Consider the following 24514-nt stretch of genomic DNA (forward strand, 5'->3'; position numbering starts at 1 on the left):
ATCCGGACGTGCCTGGTTGGACCGCCGGGCACGTCCCGCCAACTAGTATCGATGAGGTGTCGCCCGCAGAACGTGCCAACCGCAACCGCCGCACCTCGCGGCGGCGTGGCGCGGGCGCCAAGTCCGGTGGCCGGGCCACCTCCGACGCGGCGAAGCCTCACCTGCGCACGGTCCGCGAGACATCGGCCGGGGGACTGGTGGTCGACGGCCTCGGCGGGCCCCCCGACAAGTTGTGCGCGGCGTTGATCGGCCGCACGGACCGGCGCGGCCGGCTGCTGTGGTCGCTGCCGAAGGGACACATCGAGAAGGGCGAGACCGCCGAGCAGACGGCGATGCGCGAGGTCCACGAGGAGACCGGGATCCACGGCACCGTCCTCGCCACGCTCGGCAGCATCGACTACTGGTTCGTCACCGAGGGCCGGCGCGTCCACAAGACCGTGCACCACTACCTGCTGCGTTACCTGGACGGCGAGCTCTCCGACGCCGACGTCGAGGTCACCGAGGTGGCCTGGGTGCCGCTGCCGGAGCTGCGCTCGCGCCTGGCGTACGCGGACGAGCGCAGGCTCGCCGACGTCGCCGACCAGCTGATCGCCGAGATGGATCCGTCGATGCTGCTCGGACCCGGCGGACCGGAGGCCCGTCTCGGATGACCTCGGCAGCTCGCCGGGCCGCGGCGGCCGTTCTCGCCGTGCTCGCGCTCGTCCTGACGACGGCGGGTGTGGCCGTCGCCCAGCCGCGCAGCGACGCGTCCGACGCCCCGCGCTTCCTCGAGCTGCGCATCGACTCGGTGACGCCGACGACGATGTCCACCAGCAGCGAGCCTGTGGTGACCGTGACCGGCACGCTCGAGAACGTCGGCGACCGCGATGTCGAGGACATCGCCGTGCGGCTGCAGCGCGCCCCGGCGGTCGGCTCCGCCGAGGAGCTGCGCACGGCGCTGACCTGGGATCAGACCGCCTACGACCGCACCGGGCCGTTCGAATCGGTCACCGACGTCCTCGAGCGGGGTGAGGAGCGGCAGTTCCGCCTCGAGCTGGCGCTGCGCTCGGCCGACAGCCCTTCGCTGGGTATCGACACCCCCGGGGTGTATCCGCTGCTCGTCAACGTCAACGGAGCTCCCGAGTACGGCGGTCAGGCACGGCTCGACGACGCCCGGTTCCTGCTGCCCGTGCTGGGGGTGCCCGCGGGCGAGAGCAGCGAGAGCCGGCCCGTGCCCCCGGACACGTCCGCACCCGTGGGGGTCACCATGCTGTGGCCGCTCGCGGACCGGCCGCGCCTCGCGGCGGGGGTGCCCGGATCGGCGACGGACCCGGTCCGTCTCGTCGACGACGACCTCGCGACGTCGCTCGCCGACGGCGGCCGGCTCGACGGACTGCTCGACGCCGCCGAGCGCGCGGCCACCGCCGAGGACCGCCGCGTCGCCGACGCGATGTGCCTGGCCGTCGACCCCGATCTGCTCGTCACCGTCGCCAACATGACCCGCGGCTACCTGGTGGTCGAGGACACGGCCGAGCCGAGGGGCGACGCCCACGACGGGGAGGGGACGGCCGCGGCCGTCGCGTGGCTGGAACGGCTGCGCACCCTGGCCGCGTCGATGTGCACGGTCGCGGTGCCCTTCGCCCAGGTCGACGTGGCCGCCCTCGCCGAACTCGACGACGCCTCTCTCGCCGGGCCCGCGCTCGCCGCACCGACCGAGATCGTGAACACGATCCTCGGGATCACCACGACCCGGGAGGACGTGGTCTGGCCCGACGCCGGGGTGCTCACCGAGCAGGCGGGGGCGCTGCTCGCCGCCGACGGCCCGGTGACGACCCTGCTCGCCGACACGGCGGTCGACGCCGCGGACTCGGACGCGGGCACGGGTCCGATGCCCGTGCGGGGGGTGGACGGCCTGTCCACGGTCCTGTTCGACAGCGCCGCCGCCACCGCGCTCGCCGCGCTGGGCGACGCTCCCCAGACGCCGTCGTTCACCGCCGAGGACGCCCGCTACGACCTCACCGAGGATTCCCCGGGCGCCCGGCTGCAGGACGCGCTGGGCGCCCTGAGCTGGTCCGCGCTGCGCACGTCGGAGAGCGCCACCCGGACCGTGTCCACCGGCGACGGCGCGTCCGCGGCCCCGGGCTCCGCGCTGTTCGTGCCGCCGCAGTCGTGGAGTGCGTCCGGCGACGACGCCGCCGCGGTCCTGTCGATGGTCGGCACCCTGATCCGCTCCGGCCTGGCCACCCCGCGTCCGTTCGACACCCTGTTCGCACCCGCCGCCAGGGACGCCCCCACCGTCGCGCTGTCCTACCCGGAGCAGGCCATCGTCGACGGTGCGTCGGCGGAGGTGATCGACGCGGCCCGCGAGCAGGCACCCCGGCTCGACTCGTTCCAGGAGGCGCTCGTCGAGGATCCGCAGGCGCAGCTGACACCGCAGCAGTTCACCGCACCGCTGCGCGAGGACCTGCTGCGCGCGATGAGCCTGGCGGGCCGGCGCGGGCCCGACCCCGGCGCCGCCGCGCGCGACGCGGGGCAGCGCGGCGAGGAGGTACGCGACGCCGTCGACGGGATGTTCGCGGGAGTGACCGTGCTCTCACCGGGCGGTGTCTACACGCTGACCTCGGAACAGAGTCCCCTACTGTTGGTCGCGCGCAACGATCTGCCCGTGGGCATCACCGTGCGGCTGCACGTGGACGCGCCGTCGGCGATGAAGATCACCGACATCGGACCCACTCAGCTGCCCCCGCGCGGCAGCCGCACCCTCACGGTGCCGGCGCAGATCAGCGACTCGCGGAAGATCGGTGTCGAGTTCGCCCTGACCACGGAGTCCGGGCTGCCGCTCGGCACCCCGACGAACGTGACGGTACGGTCCAACGCGTACGGCCAGGTTCTCGCGATCGTCACCGGCTGTGCGGGGGCGCTGCTGCTGTTCCTGGCGGGCCGTCGTCTCCTGCACCGCTTCCGCGGCGAGCCCGATCCAGCCGACGAAGGGTACGAGAAACGATGACCGGGAACCCCACCCGTGAGGACGTCGCCCCGCCCGCCCCCGCGGCGGCGGAGCCGGCCCCGCGCAAGAACCCCGGCCTGCTCGCCGCGACCGGCTCGATCGCCTTCGCGACCCTGATCAGCCGCATCACCGGCTTCGTCAAGCAGGTGCTGTTGCTGACCCTGCTCGGCGCCGCCGTCGCGAGCTCGTACACGGTGGCCGCCCAGATCCCGAACATGATCTCCGAGCTGGTGCTCGGCGCCGTCCTCACCTCGATCGTCGTGCCGGTGCTGGTCCGCGCGGAACGCGAGGACCCGGACGGCGGTACGGCGTTCGTCCGGCGCCTGTTCACCGTCTCCGTCACCGTGCTCGGCCTCGCCGCCCTGCTGGCCACCGCCGCGGCGCCGGTCCTCGTCACCCGGTTCTTCCTCGACGACACGGGCAAGGTGTCGACGACGCTGACCACGGCGCTGACGTATCTGTTGCTGCCGGCGATCCTGTTCTACGGCCTGTCGGCGCTGCTGACCGCCATCCTGAACACGCGGCAGGTGTTCAAACCGGGCGCATGGGCGCCGGTGCTGAACAACATCGTCGTCATCACGGTCCTGGTCCTGTACTTCCTGCTGCCCGGGGAGATCACCCTCGACCCGGTGCGCATGAGCGACCCGCACCTGCTGCTGCTCGGCTGCGGCGTCACCCTCGGTGTGGTGACCCAGGCGATGTCCCTGGTGCCGGCGCTGCGCCGCGAGGGGATCAGCCTCAAGCCGCTGTGGGGGCTCGACGACCGGCTGCGCCAGTTCGGCGGCATGGCCGCGGCCATCGTGCTGTACGTGCTCATCAGCCAGGCCGGCATGGTGTTCGCGACACACGTCTCGTCGAGCGCCGACGCGGCCGGTCCGGCGATCTACAACAACGCGTGGCTGCTGCTGCAGCTGCCGTACGGTGTCCTCGGCGTCACGGTGCTCACCGCGATCATGCCGCGGCTGAGCCGCAACGCCGCCGAGGAGGACACCCCCGCTGTGGTGGACGACCTGTCGGTCGCGACCCGGCTGACGATGATCGCTCTGATCCCGATCGTCGTGTTCTTCACCGTCGCCGGCCCGCAGATCGGCACGGCCCTGTACGGCTACGGCAGCTTCGGCGAGGGCAACGCCGAACGGCTGGGCCAGGCGGTCAGCTGGTCGGCGTTCACCCTGATCCCGTACGCCCTCGTCCTCATCCATCTGCGCGTGTTCTACGCACGCGAGCAGGCGTGGACCCCCACGTGGATCATCCTCGGCATCACCGCCGTGAAGATCGGCCTGTCCGCGATCGCGCCCGTCGTCGCCCGCAACGACGACCAGGTGGTGCTGCTGCTGGGCGTGGCGACCGGCCTGGCCTTCACCGTCGGGGCGTGCATCGGCGGCTTCCTGCTGCACCGCGCCCTCGGCGACCTGCGGATGGCGAACGTGGGCCGGACCGTGTGGCACGTGGTGATCGCCTCGGCCGCAGGTTCGGCGGCGATGCTGCTCACCGATCGGCTGCTGCGGCTCGGTGCGCTGAGCGACCGGTTCGGCGGCATCGGCTCGATGGTGCGGGTCGCGATCACCGGCGCGCTGATGCTGCTGGTGACCCTCACGGTGATGTGGTTGCTGAAGGTGCCCGAGATCCTGGCAATCACCGCGGCGGTCCGGCGCAAGGTCGACGCGCTGCGCGGACGCACGCCCGTCGAGCCGGCCGTCGCCGAGGCGGATGCCGACGAGATCGCCGAACTCGAGGCGGCCCGCTTCGAGGAATCGGAGGCCGAGAAGACCATCGTGTTGCCGCGCCTGGACTACGGCGACTACGGGGTGGCCCCGTACGACGCGGTCACCGAGGTGATTCCCGCGATCAGGGACGTGCCGAGCCACATCGATGCACACCGGCAACTCCCGTACCCTGGTCGACGGCAGGTTCGTACCACCCGGGACGGATCGCGCCGGTTCGCGGATGCCGGACGGCCTCCCGGTTACCTCCGGGGCGGGCGAGTCGAACAAGAAGGAGTGAGGGTGAGCGACGACCACGCTACCGGTAAGTCCACGGTCGATGAGTCCGCATCGACGGACCCGGGTTCGGTGTCCACGGACGCCGACGGCACGTCGACGCAGTCCCCGCAGGCCGGCATCCCCGACCGTTCCGCCTCGCCGCAGAAGTCCGCCGGCAGCCCCGCCGAGAACCGCTCCGGTGCCGGCCGGCCCCGCCGCGATCCCCACGTCGACACCGGCGTCATCCCGATCGGCTCGCCCCAGCTGCCTCCGCTGCGTGTGCCGGGGTCCGCGCCGCGCACCCCGATGCGCGGGCCGAAGCTGATCCCCGGCGCGTCGGTCGCCGGTGGCCGCTACCGTCTGCTCGCCCCGCACGGCGGCGCGCGCGGTCTGCGCTTCTGGCAGGCGCAGGACGTCAAGCTCGACCGCGAGGTGGCGCTGACGTTCGTCGACGCCGAGCAGCGCGCCGGGGACGTTACCGGTCCCGACGGTCCGCAGGCCATCCTGTCGCGCACCCTGCGGCTGGGCCGGATCAACTCACCGGGGCTCGCACGCGTGCTCGACGTGGTCCGCGGCAGCTCGGGCGGCATCGTCGTCGCCGAGTGGACGCCCGGTCGTTCGCTGCGCGAGATGTCCGGCACCGAGCCGTCCCCGCTCGGCGCGGCCCGCGCTGTGCAGGCCCTCGCGGCCGCGGCGGAGGCCGCGCACCGCAGCGGCGGCGCCCTCTCGATCGATCACCCCGACCGGATCCGCATCAGTGTCGCCGGCGACGCGGTGCTGGCCTTCCCCGCCACCTTCGCCGACGCGGACGTGACCTCCGACGTCCGGGGCCTCGGCGCGAGCCTCTACGGCCTGATCACCGCCCGCTGGCCGCTGCCCGAGCAGGCCGCGCCCGGGGAGCAGCCCCCGGCGCACACCGGCGGCACGATCGGCGGGATGCGCCCGGCGGACCTGACCGCCGAGGGCATCGCGGTCGAGCCCCGCACGCTGCGGCCGGAGGTGCCGTTCGAGATCTCCGCGGTGGCGGTGCGTGCGCTCGCGGCCGACGGCGGAATCCGGACCGCGGCCACCGTGCAGCACATCCTCGGCCAGGCCTCGGTCGTGGACCAGAAGACCGACATGATCCCGGCGCTGCGGCTCGGCCAGCGCAGTGCCGGCGCCACCGACCACGCCCTCGCGGACCCGGAGGCTCTCGCCGAGGAGAAGAAGCGATCCGAGCGGATGCTGTTCGCGCTCGTCGGCCTCGGCATCACCACGGTGGTGCTCCTCGCCCTGATCGGCTGGTGGATCGCGAACCTGCTCGCCGGAGGCAACTCCGACGAGCCGCTCACGAGCCAGGACTTCGGCCTCACCCCGACCTCCGAGGCGCCGGCGGAGCCGGTCGCCCAGGCGCCGGCCCCGGCCGCAGCGGCCGGACCGGTGGCGGCATCGGCGGTCTCGGTGTTCTCCCCGCAGGGCACCCCGGATTCGCCGGCTACGGCGCGGTTGGCCATCGACGGTGATCCGTCGACGGAGTGGAGCACCGACGCCTACTTCCAGCCGTTTCCCGCCCTGAAGAACGGTGTGGGACTGATGGTGGCGCTCGCCGAGCCGGCCGCGCTCTCGTCGGTGTCGGTGACGTCGGACAGCCCGGGCACGAAGGTCGAGATCCGCAGCGCACCGTCGGACCAGGCCTCCCTGGACCAGACCCAGGTGATCGGCTCGGCGACGCTGCGGTCCGGCGTCACGGAGATCCCCGTCGAGGCCGAGGGCCGCACCTCCGATGTGCTGGTGTGGATCACGGGGCTGAGCACGTCCGGCGGCGGCAACAAGAGCTCGATCGCCGAGGTGACGTTCACCGCCGCCGAATAGCCCGGCGCACGCACCTCCGGTCGCCCACCTCGATCGGCTACCATCCGCGCGTGCGAATTTTGGGGGGGATCGCAGGAATTGCCGTGTCCGACGCCGAGTTACTCGCGGCGCACGCGGCGGGGGACCGACGCGCGTTCGCGCAACTGCTCGAACGGCACTACGACCATCTGTGGCAGGTGGCGCGCCGCACCAGCTATTCGCCCGAGGATGCCGCGGACGCCCTGCAGGAGGCGTTGCTGTCGGCGCATCGTACGGCGGGGAAATTCCGGAACACCGCGGCGGTTCGCAGCTGGCTGCACACCATCGTGGTGAACGCGTGCCTGGACCGCATCCGGCGCAACAAGGCGCGACCGACCGTCCCGCTGTACGACGACGGCACCGATGCCCGCGACGAACGGGATCGCATCGCGGAGCGGGAGATCGCGCTCGACATCGAGGCGGCGTTGTTCACCCTGCCACCGGAGCAACGCGCCGCGGTCGTCGCCGTCGACGTGGAGGGCTGGCCGGTGAGCGAGGCGGCCCGGCGGCTCGGTGTTCCCGAGGGCACGGTCAAGAGCCGCTGCGCGCGCGGGCGCCGTCGGCTCGCGGTGCTTCTCGGTGACCTGCGGGATACGGGGAACCGATCGTGATCGGCGGCCGTCTTATCCTGGTGAGGGCACCGGAAGGCGGGGAGGACGGCGGATGACCGAGGACGAGCTGCCGCGGCCGCCGTATTCTGCCGACCTGCTCGCCGACCTGCACGCCGGGGTCCTGGACGACGACGTCACCGCCGGATTGTGGCCGGCGGTGCGGCGGGATCCGGACGCCATGGCGGTGATCGCCGCGCTCGACTCCGTCAGCCGCCGGCTCCGGGCCCTCGGTGCGGCCGAAGGTGTTGAGAGCCCGCCGATCCCGCCGGAAGTGGCGGCCCGGATCGATGCGGCCCTGACCGCCGACGCCGCCGCGCGTCGACGGCGACGGTGGCTGCTCGCCGCGGCCGGGACGGGGGCTGCGGCCGCGGTGGCGATCGGATTCGCCGTTACCGCCCACGGCGCCGGACGCCCCGATGCCGCGGCGCCGATGGCCGCGCCCGCCGCTGCCGCGCCGGCTTCTGCTGCACCGGCTTCTGCTGCACTCGGTGCCGACGTGCTCGACCCGGCGACCTGGCGCGCGATGATCGGCGCGTCCGACCCCGGCCCGCTGTCGGATCACGCAGTACTTCGAGAATGCCTCGAGGCCAACGGCATCGACGAATCCCGGCCACTGCTGGGGTCACGCACGATCCGGTTCGACGGCCGGGAGGCGGTCGCGCTGGTCCTGGGTGATGCCGCGTCGCCGCGGTTGACGGCACTGGTGGTGGGCACGGGATGCGGCGCTTCCGATCCGGCGACTCTGGTGATCCGTCAGATCGGCTGAGTCGCAAGGAGTTCAACCGTCCGCGGCGGGCAGCAACAGATCGAGGATCCGCTCCCGCAGGGCGGACGTATCGTCCTCGGCCGCAACGATGCTCGCGAACAGCGCCGCACCCGCGGCGAGGACGAGCACGGCACGTGCGTCGAGGTCGGCGGGAGAGGAGCCGTCGCCGTGGGAGAACAGTGCCGTGCTGGGGCCGCTGAAGGTGCGCCACAGGGTGTTCCGCAGATCGTCGTGATCGCGGAGTGCGGCGATGAGCCCGGGCAGGGCGGCGCGGACGTCGGGGCGGGCGAACAGGTCCGCGCTGCCCCTGACGACCCATTCGATCCAGCCGCGGCGGTCCGTCCCGTGCATCGGGGTCAGGTCCGGCGCGGAACCGAGAAGCGAGTCGAGCACGAGGTGCGCCTTCGACGGCCACCGCCGGGTGAGGGCCGCCCGGCTCACCCCGGCCCGGGCCGCGATGCCGCGCAGGCTCAGGTGTTCCCAGCCGACCTCGAGTAGCATCGCGCGGGTCACGGCGAGGACCTCGGCGTCGATGCGCGGATCGCGGGGGCGGCCGGCGGGCGTGGGGGAGCGGTGGGATGCGGTCATCACCGGTAATTGTGGTGCACGGCACGGCGCGGCACTATAGTTGCAACACGTTACAGAACCACTGGCATCGAAAGTAGGGGCATGACCTCGTCGCGACCCGCCGTGTTCGAACCCGTTCGGCTCGGACCGCTCACCCTGCGCAACCGCATCCTCAAGGCCGCGACGTTCGAGGGCGTCATGCCCGGCGGTCGCGTCACCGACGAACTCGTCGAGTTCCACGCCGAGGTCGCCCGCGGCGGCACCGCACTGACCACCGTCGCGTACTGCGCCGTCGCACCCGGCGGGCGCGTACACCGCAACACCGTCGTCCTCGACCGCGACACCGTGCCGGGTCTGCGCCGCCTCACCGACGCCGTGCACGCGGAGGGCGCGCTCGCCTCGGCGCAGATCGGGCACGCCGGACTCGTCGCCAATCAGATCTCCAACGGGACGAAGACCCTCGCCCCGTCCACCCGCATCAGCGCCCCCGCCATGGGCCTGGTGCGGGGCGCGAGTCTCGCGCAGCTCGATCAGGTCGTCACCGACTACGAGAACGCGACCCGCTGCGCCGTCGAGGCCGGATTCGACGCGCTCGAGGTGCACCTGGGACACAACTATCTGCTCAGCTCGTTCCTCAGCCCGAATCTCAACAAGCGCAGCGACCGCTACGGCGGCAGTCTCGAGAACCGAACCGCGTTTCCCCGGCGCGTTCTCGAGGCGGTCCGCAAGGCGGCCGGCGACTCGGTCGCCGTCATCGTCAAGTTCAACATGACGGACGGCGTCCCCAAGGGACTGTGGCTCCACGAGAGCCTGCCCATGGCGCGGCTGATCGAATCCGACGGCCACATCGACGCGATGGAACTCACCGGCGGCAGCTCCCTGCTCAACGGCATGTACTTCTTCCGCGGCGACGTCCCGCTGGCCGAGTTCGTCGCGTCCCAGCCCAGGCTCGTCGGGCTGGGACTGCGGTTCTACGGGCCGCGGCTCTTCCCGACCTACCCCTTCGAGGAGGCGTTCTTCCGCCCGATGGCTCGGCAGTTCCGTTCCGAGCTGCGCACCCCGCTCATCCTCCTCGGCGGCATCAACCGGATCGACACCATCGAGAACGCGCTCGACGAGGGATTCGAGTTCGTCGCGATGGGCCGGGCGCTGCTGCGAGACCCGTACCTCGTCAACAAGTTCCGGGACGAGCACGTGCGCGAAGGGCTGTGCATCCACTGCAACAAGTGCATGCCCACCATCTACACCGGAACCCGGTGCGTCGTGCGCGAATCCCTGCGCGACGTGGAGCACAGCACCTGACGGTGCGCCGGCCCGCAGCTATCCTGCAACACCATGGACGGTGGGCGGTGACGAACGCGACGACCCCGCCCGTGCAGGTGCGGGTGCTGGGCGCCGTCGCCGCGCTCGTCGACGGGCAGCCCGTCGCCCTCGGCGGTCCCGTCCGTCGTGCGCTGCTCGCCCGGCTGGTGGCGGCACGCGGGCACCCGGTCTCCGCCGACCGGCTCGTCGAGGACCTGTGGGGCGGGGCACCGCCGGCCAAACCGGTGGCGGCGCTGCAGGCGCACATCTCCCACCTGCGCCGGGTGCTCGGTCCGGGCCACGACCCGCTGCCACGGAGCGCCGCCGGGTACGCGCTGAACCTGCCTGTCGCCGCGGTGGACGCGTGGGCGTTCGAGGACGCCGTCACCCGCGCCGTCACCGCACCCCACGACCGGCTCCGGCACCTCGGGCAGGCCCTCGAGCGGTGGCGGGATCCGCTGCCCGACATCGATCGATATCCCTGGGCGGCAATCGAATCCGACCGGCTCGGGGAACTGCGCCGCACGGCGGTGGAACAGTACGCCGAGACCGCGCTCGAACTCGGTGCTCCCGTCGCGCCGCTGATCGCGTCGCTGAGCGACATCGTCGCGGCGGACCCCGGCCGCGAACGCGCCGTCGGGCTCCTGGCGCGCGCCCGGTACCGCGCCGACGGCCCGGCCGACGCCCTCGCCGTCATCCGCCGCTCGCGGCAGTACCTGGCCACCGAACTGGGCCTCGACCCCGGTCCGGCACTACGGGCCGCCGAGCACGAGATCCTCACCGGTACGGCCGGTCCTGCCCGGGACCGAGCGCCGATCGCCGACCACGTCCGCCCCGCCGAACTCGGCGTCCTGCTGGACGAGGCCGGACGCGCCGCCCGCGGTGAGACGCGTCTGACGTGGCTGGCCGGGGAACCCGGGGCGGGCAAGACCCATCTCACCACGCTGCTCGCCGGCGCCCTCGAGGGCGACGGCTGGCAGGTTGCCCGCGGCAACTGCCCCGAGGTGGACGGAGCGCCACCGGGGTGGCCCTGGATCGAGATCCTCGACGCCCTCGCCCACACCGACCCCGACGGCACGGCCACGATGACGTCCCGGCTGGCCGTGCCCGGCACCGGCCTCGACACGTTCGGGCTCGCCCGTTCGCTCACGCGGCACCTCGGCCGCATCGCCGCCGACCGTCCGCTGCTGCTCGTCTTCGACGACATGCACCGCGCCGACGAACCGACCCTGCACCTGCTGCGCCTCACCCTCGCCGCCCTGCGAACCCGGCCGCTGCTCGCCGTCGCCACCTATCGGCCCACCGAGGCGGGGAGCGAACTCGCCGCCGTCCGCGCGGCGACGAACGCATGCCCCGGCCGGCAGCTCCGCCTCGCCCCGCTGACCGACGACGGCATCGCCCGCCTCGTCCGCGAATGCGGCGTCGTCGCCCTGGCGCCCGAGGACATGGCGTTGCTCGTCGCCCGGACCGACCGAAATCCGTTGTTCGTCAGAGAATTTGCTCTGCTGATCGCCGACCGGGGCGTCCGGGCACTCCATCACGACGTGCCGGCCGGGATCGCCGACGTACTGCACTACCGCATCCACACGCTGCCCGAGGCCACCGTCGCCGTGCTGTCCGCGGCCGCCGTCCTCGGACGCGAAGCCGACCTGGACGTGCTCGCCGCGATGTGCGGAACCGACCTCGAGTCCCTCCTCGAGCCACTCGAGCCGGCCCTGCGCGCCCGCCTGCTCGAGGAACCCGCGCCCGAGCGGATCCGGTTCACCCACAATCTCGTCCGGGAAACCCTGTACGCGGGGCAGTCACGCCTCCGGCGCACCCGTCTGCACGGCGCGGCCCTCGCGGCGTTGTCCGCCCTGCGGCCGGCCGAGGTGGCCGCGACGGCACACCATGCGGCGCTCGCGGCCACCCCGTCCACCGCCCACCACGCCGTCGCGCACCTCACCGCGGCGGCCCGTCGCGCCGACGCTCTCGGCGCCCGAGCCGATGCGGTCACCCTGTGGGGCGCTGCGGTGTCGGCACACGAGATGTCCACCGTCGTACCGGAAGACGGCCTGCTGCCGCTGCTCACCGGATACGTCGGAGCGCTCGCCCACACCGGCGACGTGGTCACCGCACGCGTCGTGCGCCAACGCGCCGTGGATCTCGCCCGGCGGATCGGTGACCCGCCGGCCCTCGCTGCGGCGCTCACTTCGTGGTCCGCGCCGGTCACCTGGACCGTCCGGGTCGACGACGAACCGGACCGGCGCATCCTCGACCCCGTGCAGTCACTCCTCGCCACCACCGCCCTCGGCGACCACGACCGGGTCCTGCTGCTCGTCACCGCCGTCTTCGAACTCGAGGGCGCCGACTCGGTGGCCGCCCTCGCCGCGGCCCGCCGCGCGCACGCCCTCGCGCGGGGGACCGCCGGCGCCGGGCTGCGCTGCCGTGCGCTCAACGCCCTCGGATTCGTCGCGTACGGCCCGGACCTCGTGGCGCAGCGGCGTGACATCGCCGCGGAACTCCTCACCGTCGCCGGCGACGCGGGAGACGCCGCGTATCAGGCGCAGGCACACTTCCAGTGGTTCCTCGCCGCCGCCGCAGACACCGAACTCGACGAGGCCCGTCGCCACGCCGAACTCGCCGTGCGGTACGCGGCCGGCCGGCAGCTCTCCCAGTTGCTCGGCGTGGTCGAACTGTTCCGCGCCCTGGTGCGCCTCCTCGCCGGCGACGAGGACGGCGCACAGCGCGGATATGACACCGTCGCAGCACAACTCGAGGCGGAGGGCACCGCCTCGGCCCGGTGGATCGGTACCGTCGGACGCATCAGTGTGGCCACGGCGCGCGACGACTTCGCTCCGCTCGTCGCCGAGTTGTCCGCACTCGAATCGGCACGGCCGCACAGTGTCCGGTTCCCGTTGGTCCTCGCCCTGCTCGACAGCGGTGAACACGAACGGGCGCGGCAGTTGTGGCGCGCCCAGCGGCCGTTCCGGCGCGACTACTACTGGCTGGCCATGACATGCCTGCGCGCCCGTGCCGCGGCCCGGCTCGCGGACACGGCGACGGCCCGGGACTGCCATGCGCAGTTGCTGCCGTTCAGCGGCCGCATCGCCGGCCTGGATTCCGGCTCATTCCACGCCGGCCCCGTGGACGCTGCCCTCGCCGAGACCGCGGCGCTGCTCGGCGATGCGGACTCGGCACACCGATTCCACGATGCGGCCGAGACACTCACCGCGACGGTGTCGGCACAACTGCACGACCCGGCGTGGGCGGCGTGGCGTTGAGCCCGTTCCGTCGTGTCGCGGACAGGACGCACAGCCCGATCGCCGCGAACGCGCAACCGCGTGGAATTTCGACGACCAGTCCGGTCACGCCCGGCATCGCCGGAATCGGCAGCAGGAGAACGACACCGCCCGCCGCCATGAGGGCGCCGATCCACACCGGTACCGCACGCGAACGGATCAGCGCGATGCCGAACAGGATCATGCTGCCCATGAAGACGAGTCCGCTGACGGTCTGCAGGAGCACATAGGGCTCGTAGTCGAGGAGGGTATCCGACCCGGAGATCGCCCCTGCCGTCGCCGGATCGCGCGAGAACGGCACGGAGACGAAGGCTTCGATCACCAGGTGCGAGAACGCCACCAGCACCGAGGACAGGAAGTATGTGACGTACGCGACGAGACCGAGCATTCCGGTTCCGGCGGCGACCCAGGCGTACAGCGCGGGCACACCGAGCATCAACAGCAGCGTTCCCGACAGCAGGAGGACGTGGGGGAGGGGATTGATCGGAGCGGACAGCGCCGGCACCGAATGCGCGGCGCCGTCGACGACGGGATGCAGGAGGCCGCCGGCGAGGTTCAACGGGAACGCGGCGACGACGGACACCGCGCCGAGGCGGTACAGCAGTGCGGGAGTTACGGTCATACCGTCAGCGTGACGATTCGGCCTTGCGGTTCCCTTGCCGTCCGCTTGCCGTCCGGGTGGGCAGGGTACGCCTCGGTGTGGCGTGACGCACGGCACTCGAGGAACAACACCCCTTACCCTGTTGTTGACCCATGTTGTGGACCACTGACGTCTTGTGGACCACTGACGTCCCGGTCACGGGCCTCCAGGCTCGACCGTCCCGTATCGAAGTACCAGCAGACAGAAGTACCAGCAGACACCGGAAGGCTCGCATGACCACTGAATCCACGATCCACGACCTGATCATCGTCGGTTCGGGCCCGGCCGGATACACCGCCGGGATCTACGCCGCCCGCGCCGAGCTGTCCCCGCTGCTGTTCGAGGGAACCCAGTTCGGCGGCGCCCTGATGACCACCACCGAAGTCGAGAATTTCCCCGGCTTCCGCGAGGGCATCACGGGACCGGACCTGATGGACCAGATGCGCGAGCAGGCCCTGCGCTTCGGCGCCGACATCCGCACCGAGGACGTCGACGAACTCGACCTGACCGGCCCGATCAAGAAGGTCGTCGCCAACGGACAGACCTACCACGCCCGCGCCGTCATCCTGGCGATGGGTGCCGCCGCGCGCTACCTCGGCATCCCCGGCGAGGAGCAGCTCCTCGGCCGCGGCGTGTCCGCCTGCGCCACCTGCGACGGCTTCTTCTTCCGTGACCAGGACATCGCCGTCGTCGGCGGCGGCGACTCCGCCATGGAGGAAGCCACCTTCCTGACCCGCTTCGCCCGCAGCGTCACCCTCATCCACCGCCGCGAGGAATTCCGCGCCTCGAAGATCATGCTCGACCGCGCCCGCGCGAACGAGAAGATCCGCATCGTCACCAACGCCAAGCCCGTCGAGGTGCTCGGCGACACCGCCGTGACCGGCCTGGTCCTCGAGGACACCGTTACCGGCGAGCGCAGCACCCTCCCGGTGACCGGCATGTTCGTCGCGATCGGCCACGACCCGCGCAGCGAACTCGTCCGCGGCCAGATCGACCTCGACGACGCCGGCTACGTCCAGGTGCAGACCCCGACCACCGCCACCAACCTGCCGGGCGTCTTCGCCGCGGGCGACCTCGTCGACCACCTCTACCGCCAGGCCATCACCGCCGCCGGCACCGGCTGCTCCGCCTCGCTCGACGCCGAACGCTGGCTCGCCGAGCAGGAAGACCGCCACCCGATCACCGTCAACGCCGGATACTGACCCCTTCCACACCCATCGAGTAGGAGCCATCGTGGCCGAGAAGAACACCGTCACCATCTCCGACGCCTCGTTCGTCGAGGACGTCCTGCAGTCCGACAAGCCGGTACTGGTCGATTTCTGGGCGACCTGGTGCGGCCCGTGCAAGATGGTGGCTCCCGTTCTCGAGGAGATCGCCGGGGAGCACTCCGAGAAGCTCAAGATCGCCAAGCTCGACATCGACGCCAACCCCGCCGCGGCGCGCGACTACAAGGTCATGTCGATCCCGACGATGATCCTGTTCTCCGGTGGCAAGCCGGTGAAGACGATCGTCGGCGCGAAGGGCAAGGCGGCTCTCCTCCGCGACCTCGCCGACGTGCTCTGAGTCACCGTTTCCCCGTCGACACGGATGCGCCCGGATTATTCGTGATCCGGGCGCATCTGCGACAATCGAACGATGGTCTGGTGTCACACCGGGCACAGCAGGTCAGCAGCACGGAAAGGGCCGAGACATGCACCGACTGCGCTACGGCGACCATGGCCCTGCCGTCGCCGAAATCCGGAGCACCCTCACCGGCCTCGGATTTCTGCACGGCGAGTCCGACGTCTCCGCCGGCGACAGCTGGGTGGGCTCCGATGCGGTGTTCGACCGTGAGCTCGACAGCGCGGTGCGTGCGTTCCAGCAGCAGCGCGGTCTGCTCGTCGACGGCATCGTCGGTCCCGCCACATACCGGTCGCTGAAGGAAGCCTCGTATCGGCTCGGCGCCCGCACCCTCATCTATCAGCTCTCCGCACCGCTCTACGGCGACGACGTCGCGACGTTGCAGCGGCGCCTGCAGGATCTCGGGTTCTACGTGGACCGGGTCGACGGCTACTTCGGGCCGCGCACCCACGAGGCCCTGAGCTCCTTCCAGCGGGAGATCGGCCTCGCACCCGACGGCATCTGCGGCGCGGAGACCCTCCGGTCGCTGGAACTGCTCGGCACCCGGGTCACCGGCGGATCGCCGCACGCCATCAGCGAGGAGGAGATCGTCCGCCGGTCCGGTCCGCACCTGAGCGGCAAGCGCATCGTCATCGATCCCGGCCTCGGTGGCCGCGACCACGGCATCATCGTGCGCAGCCCGCACGGCGACATCTCCGAGGCCGACATCCTGTGGGACCTCGCTCGTCGCCTCGAGGGCCGCATGGCCGCGACCGGAATGGAGACCTTCCTCTCCCGGCCGTACCACGCGAATCCGTCGAACATCGAGCGGGCCGGCACCTCCAACGCGTTCGGCGCGGACCTGATGATCTCCCTGCGCTGCGACAGCAGCCCCAATCCGGCCGCGAGCGGCATCGCGAGCTTCCATTACGGCAACGCGCACGGCTCCGAGTCGATGATCGGTCAGGTGCTCACCGGCTTCATCCAGCGCGAGGTGACGGCCCGCACGCCGCTGCGGGACTGCCGTAGCCACGGTCGCACCTGGGATCTGCTGCGCCTGACGAACATGCCGACCGTACAGATCGACCTCGGCTACCTCACTAACACGCAGGACGCCGCGGTCCTCGCCAACCCGCGTTCTCGCGACATCATCGCCGAAGCCATCCTCATCTCGGTCAAGCGGCTGTACCTGCTCGGTCAGGACGACCAGCCCACCGGCACCTACACCTTCGCCGAACTGCTCGCCGAGGAACTGTCGATCACCGAGACCCGCTGAGCGGTTCGCTCAGCGGGCCGCCCCCACCGGGGTACGCCCCGACATGCCCGCGACGGTGAGCGCGGCCTCCTCGAGCAGTCGATCCAGCGCCGCCTCGACCCCCACCTTCCATTCGTGGTCGCGATCGAGTTCGAGCCGCAACCTCGGGAAGCGGTGGTGGGGAGCGACGACCTCGAAACCCGTGTCCTCGAGGAAGCCGGCCTCGACCATGCACTCGGCGGGGGAGCAATCCCGTGCGGCCGTTGCCCCGGGAACGTCGCTCTCGTCCTCGCCGGCAGTCCGATACCCGAACGCCTCGATCGCGCGCACGTTGCGGCGGACCAGATCGGAGATCACCGCGCGGATCAGTGCCGCCCCGAGATCGCTGCCCTCCGCGAGCGGCTCGATCCGGACGGTGGTCAGCAGGATGGCATCCGCGCTCACCGGGGACGTCGGGAACAGCTGAGCGCGCGGCACCATGTTCGGCGGGGCGTAGAACGCGCTACCGGCGGGCTTGTCGTCGAGCGTGGCGACCTGGGCGCAGGAACCCCACTGGAGCATGACCATCGACAGCCATGCCTCCTTCTCGAACTCCGGATCGTAGAACCCGCCCGCGTCGTGTACCGCCGCGGGGTCCATCTCCCAGAACACACAGCGCCGGGCGTGTGCCGACAGCTGATCCATTCCGCCCAGGGTGAGTGTTGTGACTCGAGTCGACACTGGGTTACTCAGCCTCCAAGTCCGTATCCTCGACTGTCGTCCTGACGTGCCGAGGCGTCAAGAGGGGTTGGCCTGAGATTCCATCATCGCCACGATCCGCTCCAGGTCGTCGACCGAGCCGAACTCCACAACGATCTTGCCCTTGCGCTTGCCCAGGCTGACTGTGACACGGGTGTCGAAGGAATTGGACAGGCGCTCCGCGACGTCCTGGAGGCCGGGCATCTGGATGGGCTTGCGGCGCTGCTGCGGTGCGGGGTCCTTCCCGTCGCCGCGGTTCGCCAGCATGACCGCCTCCTCGGTGGCCCGCACGGAGAGGCCCTCGGCGACGATGCGCGCGGCGAGCACCTCCTGAGCGTCGGGTCCGGCCTCGAGCGACAGCAGCGCGCGAGCGTGCCCGGCGGAGAGCACACCCGCCGCGACCCGCCGCTGGACAGGGATCGGCAGCTTGAGCAGACGGATCATGTTGGTGACCACCGGCCGGGATCGGCCGATGCGGGCCGCCAGTTCCTCGTGGGTGACGCCGAACTCCTCGAGCAACTGCTGATACGCCGCCGCCTCCTCGAGCGGGTTGAGCTGGACCCGGTGGATGTTCTCCAGCAGCGCGTCACGCAGGAGGGACTGGTCGTCGGTCTCACGGACGATCGCCGGGATCGTGGCGAGACCGGCCTCCTGGCCGGCCCGCCACCGGCGCTCGCCCATGACGAGCTGGTACCGCTCTCCGTCGAGCCTGCGCACGACGATGGGCTGCATGAGCCCGAACTCACGGATGGAGTGGACGAGTTCGGCGAGCGCCTCCTCGTCGAAGACCTGCCGCGGCTGGCGCGGGTTCGGCTCGATCTTGTCCGCCTCGATCTCGAGGTAGACCGCTCCGGCGGGGGAGGGGAGGGGCGTGTCCGCCGGCACCGGGGCGCCGTTGCCCGCGGCCTTCGCGGCCGGGGGAGTCGCCTGTTCGGTGGCGGTGGCCTTGTTCGACGTGGTTTTCGGAGCGGCGTTCTTGCGGTTGTCGCCGATGATCACGTCGGCCGCAGCGTTACCGAGGCCGGGGGCGGCCGCCGGGCCGGTCGGAATCAGCGATGCCAGACCCCGCCCCAACCCGCCTTTGCGTGTCGCGCTCATTCGTTCCCCTGCTTCTCGTTCCGGTATCCGCGTGCCGCCAGTTCGCGTCCCGCGTCGAGGTAGCTCATCGCACCGCGCGAACCTGGATCGTAGTCGAGAACAGTCATCCCGTAACCGGGAGCTTCCGAGACCTTCACGCTGCGGGGGATGACGGACCGCAGCACCGCGCTGCCGAAGTGGGCGCGAACCTCCTCCGCGACCTGATCGGCGAGCTTGGTGCGGGCGTCGTACATGGTGAGCAGCACGGTCGAGACGTGCAGTTCGGGATTGAGGTGCGACTGGACGAGTTCGATGTTGCGCAGCAGCTGGCCGACCCCCTCCAGCGCGTAGTACTCGCACTGGATGGGGATGAGCACCTCCTTCGCCGCCACGAGCGCGTTGACGGTGAGGAGACCCAGCGACGGCGGGCAGTCGATGATGACGTAGTCGAAGTCCTCATCGCCGAGCGCGGCGGGGGAGAGAGCGTTCTTGAGACGGTTCTCCCGCGCGACCATCGAGACGAGTTCGATCTCGGCGCCGGCGAGGTCGATGGTGGCCGGGATACAGAACAGGCGCTCGCTGTGCGGGCTCTGCTGGATGGCTTCGGCGGCCTTCACCTCCCCGAGGAGCACCTCGTAGCTCGACGGGACGCCGGAGTGGTGCGGCACCCCGAGGGCGGTGCTGGCATTGCCCTGGGGGTCGAGATCGACGACGAGGACGGTCAACCCCTGAACGGCGAGGGCCGACGCCAGGTTCACCGTGGACGTGGTCTTGCCGACGCCACCCTTCTGGTTCGCGATCGTGATGACGCGGCGGCGCGCCGGCTTGGGGAGTGCGTTCACGGAACTCGGGTGAAGTACCTGGCTGGCTCGGTGCGCGGCGGCGCCGATCGGTGTGTCCAACGGCGAGAGCCCCTCGTACGGAATCGGAGAGAACTCGTCCTCGACGGACTCGGACGCGGCTCCCGTCGGCCTCTGCGCCTCGGTTTCACGTGAAACAGCGGATTCAGATCCACCCGACATTGACCGCTCCTTTGTTGTCGACACACCCGGTTGGCACGGTACATCCCCCTCGCGAAACCACGCCGGTGGTCCACGACCGGCCACCCCGGCCGGCCACCGTTTCGGTCCCGCGACCGGGCGGAGTGAGCCGAGGCGTAGTGGCTGATGCGTGAACTCGGAAAGCGGGTTGCGCCGGCGCAGGTTGGCGACCCTGCCGGCCCACTCCGTTTCCTCGTTTCGACCAGTATCCCATCCACCTTCCGGAGGAGTGCGCCGACGTCGCCGACGAAGATGATGTTTCACGTGAAACCTGACGTTTCACGTGAAACAGAGATCCCCGCCGGTGTCGTTTCACGTGAAACGCCACCGGGTGGCGGCGACGGACCGGGCGCCATCCGAGCGGGCGGGAAATTATCTGTCACAGTGACGAAATGCCATCGAGTGGATGGAAGGGCGGTTGCCGCGAAAGATCCGCACTCCCGGACGAATTCCGTTCGTGATCCCAAAAGCCAAGGCAAGCAACAACTTCGGGCGAAACTGGGATCAAAGGAACGGCAGACGGCGGACTTCCACGCGGTCTCGGCGGCGCAGAACCGGAGTTCGCAGTCGAGGAGGGGATTTCCGGACGCGGCGCACGCGGTGAGCGGCGGGCGATGCAGGTGCCGTCAGGATGCAGCCTTCCGCGTCACGCCATCGGGACGTGAGGGGCGGCTCGCACGGGTTGCAGCGAAAACAGTGGCGCCTGCTCGAGAGAATCGTTCAGCTCGAGAGTCTCGAGTCGCGCACATCTCGAGTCGGCGCACTCGAGGCGGGGGACCGCTCGAGTGGGGGAGGGGGGCGGTTTCACGTGAAACCTGATCAGCGCTTCTTGCGCCGTCGCACCGGCCGCGGCATCCGCTCCGCCTTCACAACGAGGGTGGGGGTCTCGAGCAGACCCACGCCGCACTCGAGGACCTCGAGGTTGCCGGCACCGAGACGGGCGAGTTCGTCGCGATCGCGTTCGATCTCCTCCGCCGCGCTGGAGCCCTTGAGCGCCAGCATCCGTCCGCCCTCGTGCACGAGCGGCAGCGACCACTTGGCGAGCTTCGCCAGCGGCGCCACCGCACGCGAGGTGACGACGTCGGATCCGCCGGCTTCCTTCACGACGCCGGGCTGCTCCGCACGGCCGCGGATGACGAGCACGTTGGTCAGGCCGTGCGTTTCGACGAACTCGGCCAGATACACCGACCGTCGCAGCAGGGGTTCGACGAGGGTCACATGCAGATCGGGGCGGGCGATCGCCAACGGGATACCCGGAAGCCCGGCACCGCTGCCCACATCGACGACACGTTCGCCTTCGTCGATCAGTTCACCCAGCACTGCGCAGTTGAGCAGGTGGCGGTCCCACAGGCGGGGGACCTCGCGCGGACCGATGAGACCGCGCTCCACACCGTCGGTAGCGAGGGAATCCCGGTACTGCTCGGCAAGACCGAGTCGCTCACCGAAGACGCGAACGGCAATCTCGTGGATGCGCGCCTCGTCCTGTTCCACGTGAAACATCCTCTCCCGACGACACTGGCCTCGAAGAAAGGAGGGATCCCGACGCACCCGCCGAGATCCCTCCCACGCACTGCTGTCCGATCGCTACTGCTGTCCGATCGATACTGCTGTCCGGTCAGTTCTTGACGACGACGACCCGGCGCTGCGGCTCGGCGCCCTCGCTCTCGCTGGACACACCCTCGATCTTGGCCACGGCGTCGTGGACGATCTTGCGCTCGAAGGGCGTCATCGGGGTCAGCTCCTCGCGCTCCCCGGTCTCGAGTACCCGCTTCGCGGCGGCCGTACCGAGCTGGCTGAGCTCTGCGCGCTTGCCCGCCCGCCACCCCGCGATGTCGAGCATCAGCTTGCTGCGCTCGCCGGTGACCTGCTGCACCGCGAGGCGGGTGAGTTCCTGCAGGGCATCGAGTATCTCGCCGTCGCGGCCGACGAGCTTGGAGAGATCCTTGCCGCCGTCGATGCTCACGACCGCACGGTCGCCCTCCACGTCGAGATCGATGTCGCCGTCGAAGTCCAGGACGTCGAGCAGCTGCTCGAGGTAGTCGCCGGCGATTTCGCCCTCCTCGATCAGGAGATCGTCCTCGGAGTCGGAATCCGCATCGAGATCCGGCGTCTCGGTGGTCACGTCGGCATCCTCCTGTGCCTTGTCCAGGTCACTGGCCATGATTCGCTCTCTCTTCTTCGGTCAGCGCCGCTTGCGCTTGGAGTTCTTCGAGCCGCTGGGGCGTTTCGATCCGGCGACGTTCTTCGGGCCTCCGGCCGGCGGGGCGGACGGCCCGGCACCGCCGGAGGTGTCGTCCGCGGCCGGCTTCTCCAGCGAGATCTCCGAAGCGTCCGCGGCACCGGCGACAGCGTCCTCCCCGGTGGTGGACGGAGCCTTCTTCTTCGCGGCCCGATCGGGACGGGCACCCGGCTTGGGGGCGTTGTCGCTGCGGCGTGCGATCGCGGCCTGCTTCTTGGCCTCTTCCTCCTGGTCGATCTTGCGGAAGACGATGTGCTGCTGGGCGTAGGTCCAGATGTTGTTGCTCACCCAGTACAGGAGGATGGCGATCGGCAGGAACGGGCCGCCGACGATGACGCCGAGCGGGAACACCCACAGCGCCAGCTTGTTCATGATCGCGGCCTGCGGATTCGCCGCGGCCTGCGCGCTCTGCCGCGCGACGGAGGCGCGGGAGTTGAAGTGGGTCGCGATGCCCGCGACGATCATCAGCGGAATCGCCACGAGCGCGATGTCGAGGCGGGAGGGGATGCCGCCGAACGGCTCGAACGCCACCAGCGACGCCTCGGGCTGGGTGATCCACGCCGAGATCGGCGCGCCGAACAGGCGCGCACTGAGGAAGGACTGCACGTCCTCCGGGCTGAACGCATAGTTTCCGAGCTGGGCGTTCTCCTCCGGTGACAGGCCGAGCTGACCGAATCCTTCACCGGTGCGGTTGAACGAGCGCAGCACGTGGAACAGACCGATGAACACCGGCGCCTGCAACAGGACCGGGAGGCAACCCATCAGCGGGTTGAAGCCGTGTTCCTTCTGCAGCTTCTGGAGTTCGACGGCCTGCCGCTGCCGGTCGTTGGAGTACTTCTTCTGCAGCGCCTTGATCTGCGGTTGCAGTTCCTGCATCTGCCGCGTCGTCCGGACCTGCTTGACGAACGGCTTGTACAGGATCGCGCGCAGCGTGAAGACGAGGAACACCACGGACAGCGCCCACGTCGCGCCGTCGTCGGGCTCCAGTCCGGGCAGGGCCGTGAAGGCGTTGTGCCAGACCCAGAGGATCCAGGACACGGGATAGTAGATGAAGTCGAGCACGGCTCTATGTACTCCTCAGGTCGTCCAAGGTCGCCACCCAGCGGCGTCGGTCCGAAGTCTTCAGTGCCGGTCAGGGACCCCGGTCGACCGATCGATGCCGCCGCTCGGGCACCGGATCCCAACCCCCAGGGTGCCAGGGCGCACATTTGAGCAGGCGGACGACCGTCAGCACGGAGCCGACCACGAACCCCCGGGTTCGCAGCGCCTCGACGGCGTATTCGCTGCAGGTGGGGGTGAAACGGCAGGTCGGCATGCGTGTCGGAGACACGTACGTGCGATAGAGCTCGATGCAGAAGACCAACATCCGGGCCGGTGCGGAGCGCACCGACCGCAGCACGCCGTCCGTGTTCATCCCGGCCGCCGCGCCGTCGCGACCAGACCCAGTCGGGCGAGGCCGGAGCGAACCTGCCGGTCGAGTTCCTGCGAGGAGGCCGAGGCGGCACCCGGAAGCGCCCGGACGACGACGTCTGCGCCGGCGGGAACCTCGTCGACGAGAGTCGCACAGATATGACGAAGCCGGCGTGCGACTCGATGTCGAATCACCGCCGGCCCGACAGCCTTGCTCACGACGAATCCGAACCGCGGACCGCCGAAACTCACCACCAGCTCGGCCTGCTCCCGCTCGATCGCGTGAACGACCAGATCTCGCCGCCCCTGTCGGCGGCCACGACGAACGGTCTCGGAGAAGTCCGCGCGGCGCCGCAGGCGATACGGCTCAGGTAGCACCCCGAGCTCCCGGAATCGGGGATCAGGCGGTGAGCGAGGTGCGGCCCTTGCGGCGACGCGCCGACACGATCGCACGACCCGCACGGGTCCGCATCCGGAGACGGAAGCCGTGAACGCGCGCGCGGCGTCGGTTGTTCGGCTGGAACGTCCGCTTGCCCTTGGCCACGGTCAACACTCCTCGAAGTTCTATGACGCCGGTCGGCGTCCTCGGTCCAACGTGTACGGAAATCGCATGACACGTGCCGTACGCGAAAAATACTGCGTGGCAGCACGGATCCGTCACTGCTGTATGAGTGACTGTTCGAGGCTACTCGGCGGCAAGCACGAAATCAAACCGCGCCGGCTCGGCACACGCAAGACGACACGCCGCACACCCATTTTCCCGTGCGTCACGTTCGCAACACGAAGTCGTGTGACTCCGTTCACATTCCGGTACGCTCCCGTTCATGGTTTCGCCGGGGTTGTTCCTCGTCGCCCACCACCGCGGTGAGCGGGGCCACTCGCTTCCGCCGCGCGGGCACCGGCGCTGCGCCCGGCCGCCGGTCTGCGCGCGGGCCGGCACGCGCAGTCGCTAGCCCGGGCCGCGCGCGCCGGGCTTCTCGAGACATGTCACACTGGGCACTTCGTGTCCGAGCCGGACCTCGCGTCTCGTCCTCGGTGTGCCCCGCTCTCTACAACTCCCAATCCACATCCCACAGGCCGCCACCCTGTGGTTGTCCACATCTGTGGATAATCGTGTGGAATTCGGATCGAGAGAACTGGGGAGGACGCGAC

General features: G+C 70.5%; 21 protein-coding genes. 10 read left to right on the plus strand and 11 right to left on the minus strand.

Features of this window, described 5'->3' with window-relative positions; translation table 11 throughout:
* The first annotated feature begins 56 nt into the window (after positions 1-56).
* The 5 genes from HFP48_RS27930 (at position 57) to HFP48_RS27950 (ending at position 8214) form a co-directional block, all read left to right on the plus strand.
* Positions 57-650, plus strand: coding sequence for an NUDIX hydrolase (locus HFP48_RS27930; RefSeq protein ID WP_006934418.1), 594 nt, complete (start codon positions 57-59; stop codon positions 648-650).
* Positions 647-2986 carry a DUF6049 family protein gene (locus tag HFP48_RS27935; protein ID WP_168580476.1) on the plus strand — a complete coding sequence of 780 codons (2340 nt, stop codon included), beginning with the start codon at positions 647-649 and terminating at the stop codon, positions 2984-2986. The genes HFP48_RS27930 and HFP48_RS27935 overlap by 4 nt, the downstream gene beginning before the upstream one ends.
* Positions 2983-6819: a murein biosynthesis integral membrane protein MurJ gene (murJ, locus tag HFP48_RS27940; protein ID WP_168580477.1), complete on the plus strand. Its 3837-nt coding sequence runs from the start codon at positions 2983-2985 to the stop codon at positions 6817-6819. Before HFP48_RS27935 ends, murJ begins: the two co-directional genes overlap by 4 nt.
* Positions 6820-6902: 83 nt before the next feature.
* Positions 6903-7448 carry an RNA polymerase sigma factor SigM gene (sigM, locus tag HFP48_RS27945; protein ID WP_006934425.1) on the plus strand — a complete coding sequence of 182 codons (546 nt, stop codon included), beginning with the start codon at positions 6903-6905 and terminating at the stop codon, positions 7446-7448.
* A 52-nt stretch (positions 7449-7500) separates the two neighbouring features.
* Positions 7501-8214, plus strand: coding sequence for a hypothetical protein (locus tag HFP48_RS27950; RefSeq protein ID WP_168580478.1), 714 nt, complete (start codon positions 7501-7503; stop codon positions 8212-8214).
* Positions 8215-8226: 12 nt separating this feature from the next.
* On the opposite strand, the gene HFP48_RS27955 is transcribed toward HFP48_RS27950, so the two are convergent.
* Positions 8227-8802, minus strand: a complete 576-nt coding sequence (locus HFP48_RS27955; protein ID WP_029546793.1) for a helix-turn-helix domain-containing protein — start codon at positions 8800-8802, stop codon at positions 8227-8229.
* Positions 8803-8883: 81 nt separating this feature from the next.
* On the opposite strand from HFP48_RS27955, the gene HFP48_RS27960 reads away from it, so the two are divergent.
* Together HFP48_RS27960 and HFP48_RS27965 are read left to right on the plus strand one after the other, a co-directional pair.
* Positions 8884-10083: an NADH:flavin oxidoreductase gene (locus HFP48_RS27960; RefSeq protein WP_006934434.1), complete on the plus strand. Its 1200-nt coding sequence runs from the start codon at positions 8884-8886 to the stop codon at positions 10081-10083.
* 47 nt (positions 10084-10130) lie between these two features.
* Positions 10131-13346: a BTAD domain-containing putative transcriptional regulator gene (locus HFP48_RS27965; protein WP_168580479.1), complete on the plus strand. Its 3216-nt coding sequence runs from the start codon at positions 10131-10133 to the stop codon at positions 13344-13346.
* Here HFP48_RS27965 and HFP48_RS27970 read toward each other — a convergent pair.
* Positions 13291-13986 carry a hypothetical protein gene (locus HFP48_RS27970; protein WP_029546795.1) on the minus strand — a complete coding sequence of 232 codons (696 nt, stop codon included), beginning with the start codon at positions 13984-13986 and terminating at the stop codon, positions 13291-13293. The two genes, HFP48_RS27965 and HFP48_RS27970, sit on opposite strands and share 56 nt — an antisense overlap.
* Positions 13987-14237: 251 nt before the next feature.
* Between HFP48_RS27970 and trxB the strand changes: the two genes are divergently transcribed.
* From trxB to HFP48_RS27985, 3 genes are all read left to right on the plus strand, one after another.
* Positions 14238-15206 (plus strand): thioredoxin-disulfide reductase, encoded by a 969-nt coding sequence (trxB, locus tag HFP48_RS27975; RefSeq protein ID WP_168580480.1) that lies wholly within the window; start codon positions 14238-14240, stop codon positions 15204-15206.
* A 31-nt stretch (positions 15207-15237) separates the two neighbouring features.
* Complete coding sequence (trxA, locus tag HFP48_RS27980) at positions 15238-15567, plus strand: thioredoxin (protein ID WP_006934442.1); 330 nt, start codon at positions 15238-15240, stop codon at positions 15565-15567.
* Positions 15568-15694: 127 nt separating this feature from the next.
* Complete coding sequence (locus HFP48_RS27985) at positions 15695-16879, plus strand: N-acetylmuramoyl-L-alanine amidase (protein WP_006934443.1); 1185 nt, start codon at positions 15695-15697, stop codon at positions 16877-16879.
* Positions 16880-16888: 9 nt separating this feature from the next.
* Here HFP48_RS27985 and HFP48_RS27990 read toward each other — a convergent pair whose 3' ends face one another.
* The 9 genes from HFP48_RS27990 to rpmH all read right to left on the minus strand — a co-directional run bounded on the left by HFP48_RS27990 (position 16889) and on the right by rpmH (position 23906).
* Positions 16889-17578 carry a GNAT family N-acetyltransferase gene (locus tag HFP48_RS27990; protein WP_168580481.1) on the minus strand — a complete coding sequence of 230 codons (690 nt, stop codon included), beginning with the start codon at positions 17576-17578 and terminating at the stop codon, positions 16889-16891.
* A 57-nt stretch (positions 17579-17635) separates the two neighbouring features.
* On the minus strand, positions 17636-18694 hold the full coding sequence (locus HFP48_RS27995; protein ID WP_168580482.1) for a ParB/RepB/Spo0J family partition protein: 1059 nt from the start codon (positions 18692-18694) through the stop codon (positions 17636-17638).
* Positions 18691-19695 carry a ParA family protein gene (locus HFP48_RS28000; RefSeq protein WP_168580483.1) on the minus strand — a complete coding sequence of 335 codons (1005 nt, stop codon included), beginning with the start codon at positions 19693-19695 and terminating at the stop codon, positions 18691-18693. The genes HFP48_RS27995 and HFP48_RS28000 overlap by 4 nt, the downstream gene beginning before the upstream one ends.
* A gap of 837 nt (positions 19696-20532) precedes the next feature.
* Entirely contained in the window at positions 20533-21213 is a 681-nt protein-coding gene (gene rsmG, locus HFP48_RS28005; RefSeq protein WP_029546799.1) for a 16S rRNA (guanine(527)-N(7))-methyltransferase RsmG, read from the minus strand.
* Between the two features lie 115 nt (positions 21214-21328).
* Positions 21329-21874, minus strand: coding sequence for a R3H domain-containing nucleic acid-binding protein (locus HFP48_RS28010; RefSeq protein ID WP_168580484.1), 546 nt, complete (start codon positions 21872-21874; stop codon positions 21329-21331).
* A 21-nt stretch (positions 21875-21895) separates the two neighbouring features.
* On the minus strand, positions 21896-23014 hold the full coding sequence (gene yidC, locus HFP48_RS28015; protein WP_006934450.1) for a membrane protein insertase YidC: 1119 nt from the start codon (positions 23012-23014) through the stop codon (positions 21896-21898).
* Between the two features lie 70 nt (positions 23015-23084).
* Positions 23085-23366: a membrane protein insertion efficiency factor YidD gene (gene yidD, locus HFP48_RS28020; RefSeq protein WP_168580485.1), complete on the minus strand. Its 282-nt coding sequence runs from the start codon at positions 23364-23366 to the stop codon at positions 23085-23087.
* On the minus strand, positions 23363-23740 hold the full coding sequence (gene rnpA, locus HFP48_RS28025) for a ribonuclease P protein component (RefSeq protein WP_006934454.1): 378 nt from the start codon (positions 23738-23740) through the stop codon (positions 23363-23365). Before rnpA ends, yidD begins: the two co-directional genes overlap by 4 nt.
* A gap of 22 nt (positions 23741-23762) precedes the next feature.
* Positions 23763-23906, minus strand: coding sequence for a 50S ribosomal protein L34 (gene rpmH / locus HFP48_RS28030; protein ID WP_006934459.1), 144 nt, complete (start codon positions 23904-23906; stop codon positions 23763-23765).
* Between the last annotated feature and the right edge of the window lie 608 nt (positions 23907-24514).

The organism is Rhodococcus sp. DMU1, assembly GCF_012272955.1.
Taxonomy (GTDB): domain Bacteria; phylum Actinomycetota; class Actinomycetes; order Mycobacteriales; family Mycobacteriaceae; genus Rhodococcus; species Rhodococcus aetherivorans.

Bases quoted from the DNA above. Each gene is read 5' to 3' on its own strand.
- yidD (WP_168580485.1), bottom strand. From the start codon at position 23,366: ATGAACACGGACGGCGTGCTGCGGTCGGTGCGCTCCGCACCGGCCCGG.
- HFP48_RS27955 (WP_029546793.1), bottom strand. From the start codon at position 8,802: ATGACCGCATCCCACCGCTCCCCCACGCCCGCCGGCCGCCCCCGCGAT.
- rsmG (WP_029546799.1), bottom strand. From the start codon at position 21,213: ATGTTTCACGTGGAACAGGACGAGGCGCGCATCCACGAGATTGCCGTT.
- HFP48_RS27960 (WP_006934434.1), top strand. From the start codon at position 8,884: ATGACCTCGTCGCGACCCGCCGTGTTCGAACCCGTTCGGCTCGGACCG.
- murJ (WP_168580477.1), top strand. From the start codon at position 2,983: ATGACCGGGAACCCCACCCGTGAGGACGTCGCCCCGCCCGCCCCCGCG.
- HFP48_RS28000 (WP_168580483.1), bottom strand. From the start codon at position 19,695: ATGTCGGGTGGATCTGAATCCGCTGTTTCACGTGAAACCGAGGCGCAG.
- HFP48_RS27950 (WP_168580478.1), top strand. From the start codon at position 7,501: ATGACCGAGGACGAGCTGCCGCGGCCGCCGTATTCTGCCGACCTGCTC.
- HFP48_RS27995 (WP_168580482.1), bottom strand. From the start codon at position 18,694: ATGAGCGCGACACGCAAAGGCGGGTTGGGGCGGGGTCTGGCATCGCTG.
- HFP48_RS27970 (WP_029546795.1), bottom strand. From the start codon at position 13,986: ATGACCGTAACTCCCGCACTGCTGTACCGCCTCGGCGCGGTGTCCGTC.
- HFP48_RS28010 (WP_168580484.1), bottom strand. From the start codon at position 21,874: ATGGCCAGTGACCTGGACAAGGCACAGGAGGATGCCGACGTGACCACC.
- HFP48_RS27935 (WP_168580476.1), top strand. From the start codon at position 647: ATGACCTCGGCAGCTCGCCGGGCCGCGGCGGCCGTTCTCGCCGTGCTC.
- trxB (WP_168580480.1), top strand. From the start codon at position 14,238: ATGACCACTGAATCCACGATCCACGACCTGATCATCGTCGGTTCGGGC.
- HFP48_RS27985 (WP_006934443.1), top strand. From the start codon at position 15,695: ATGCACCGACTGCGCTACGGCGACCATGGCCCTGCCGTCGCCGAAATC.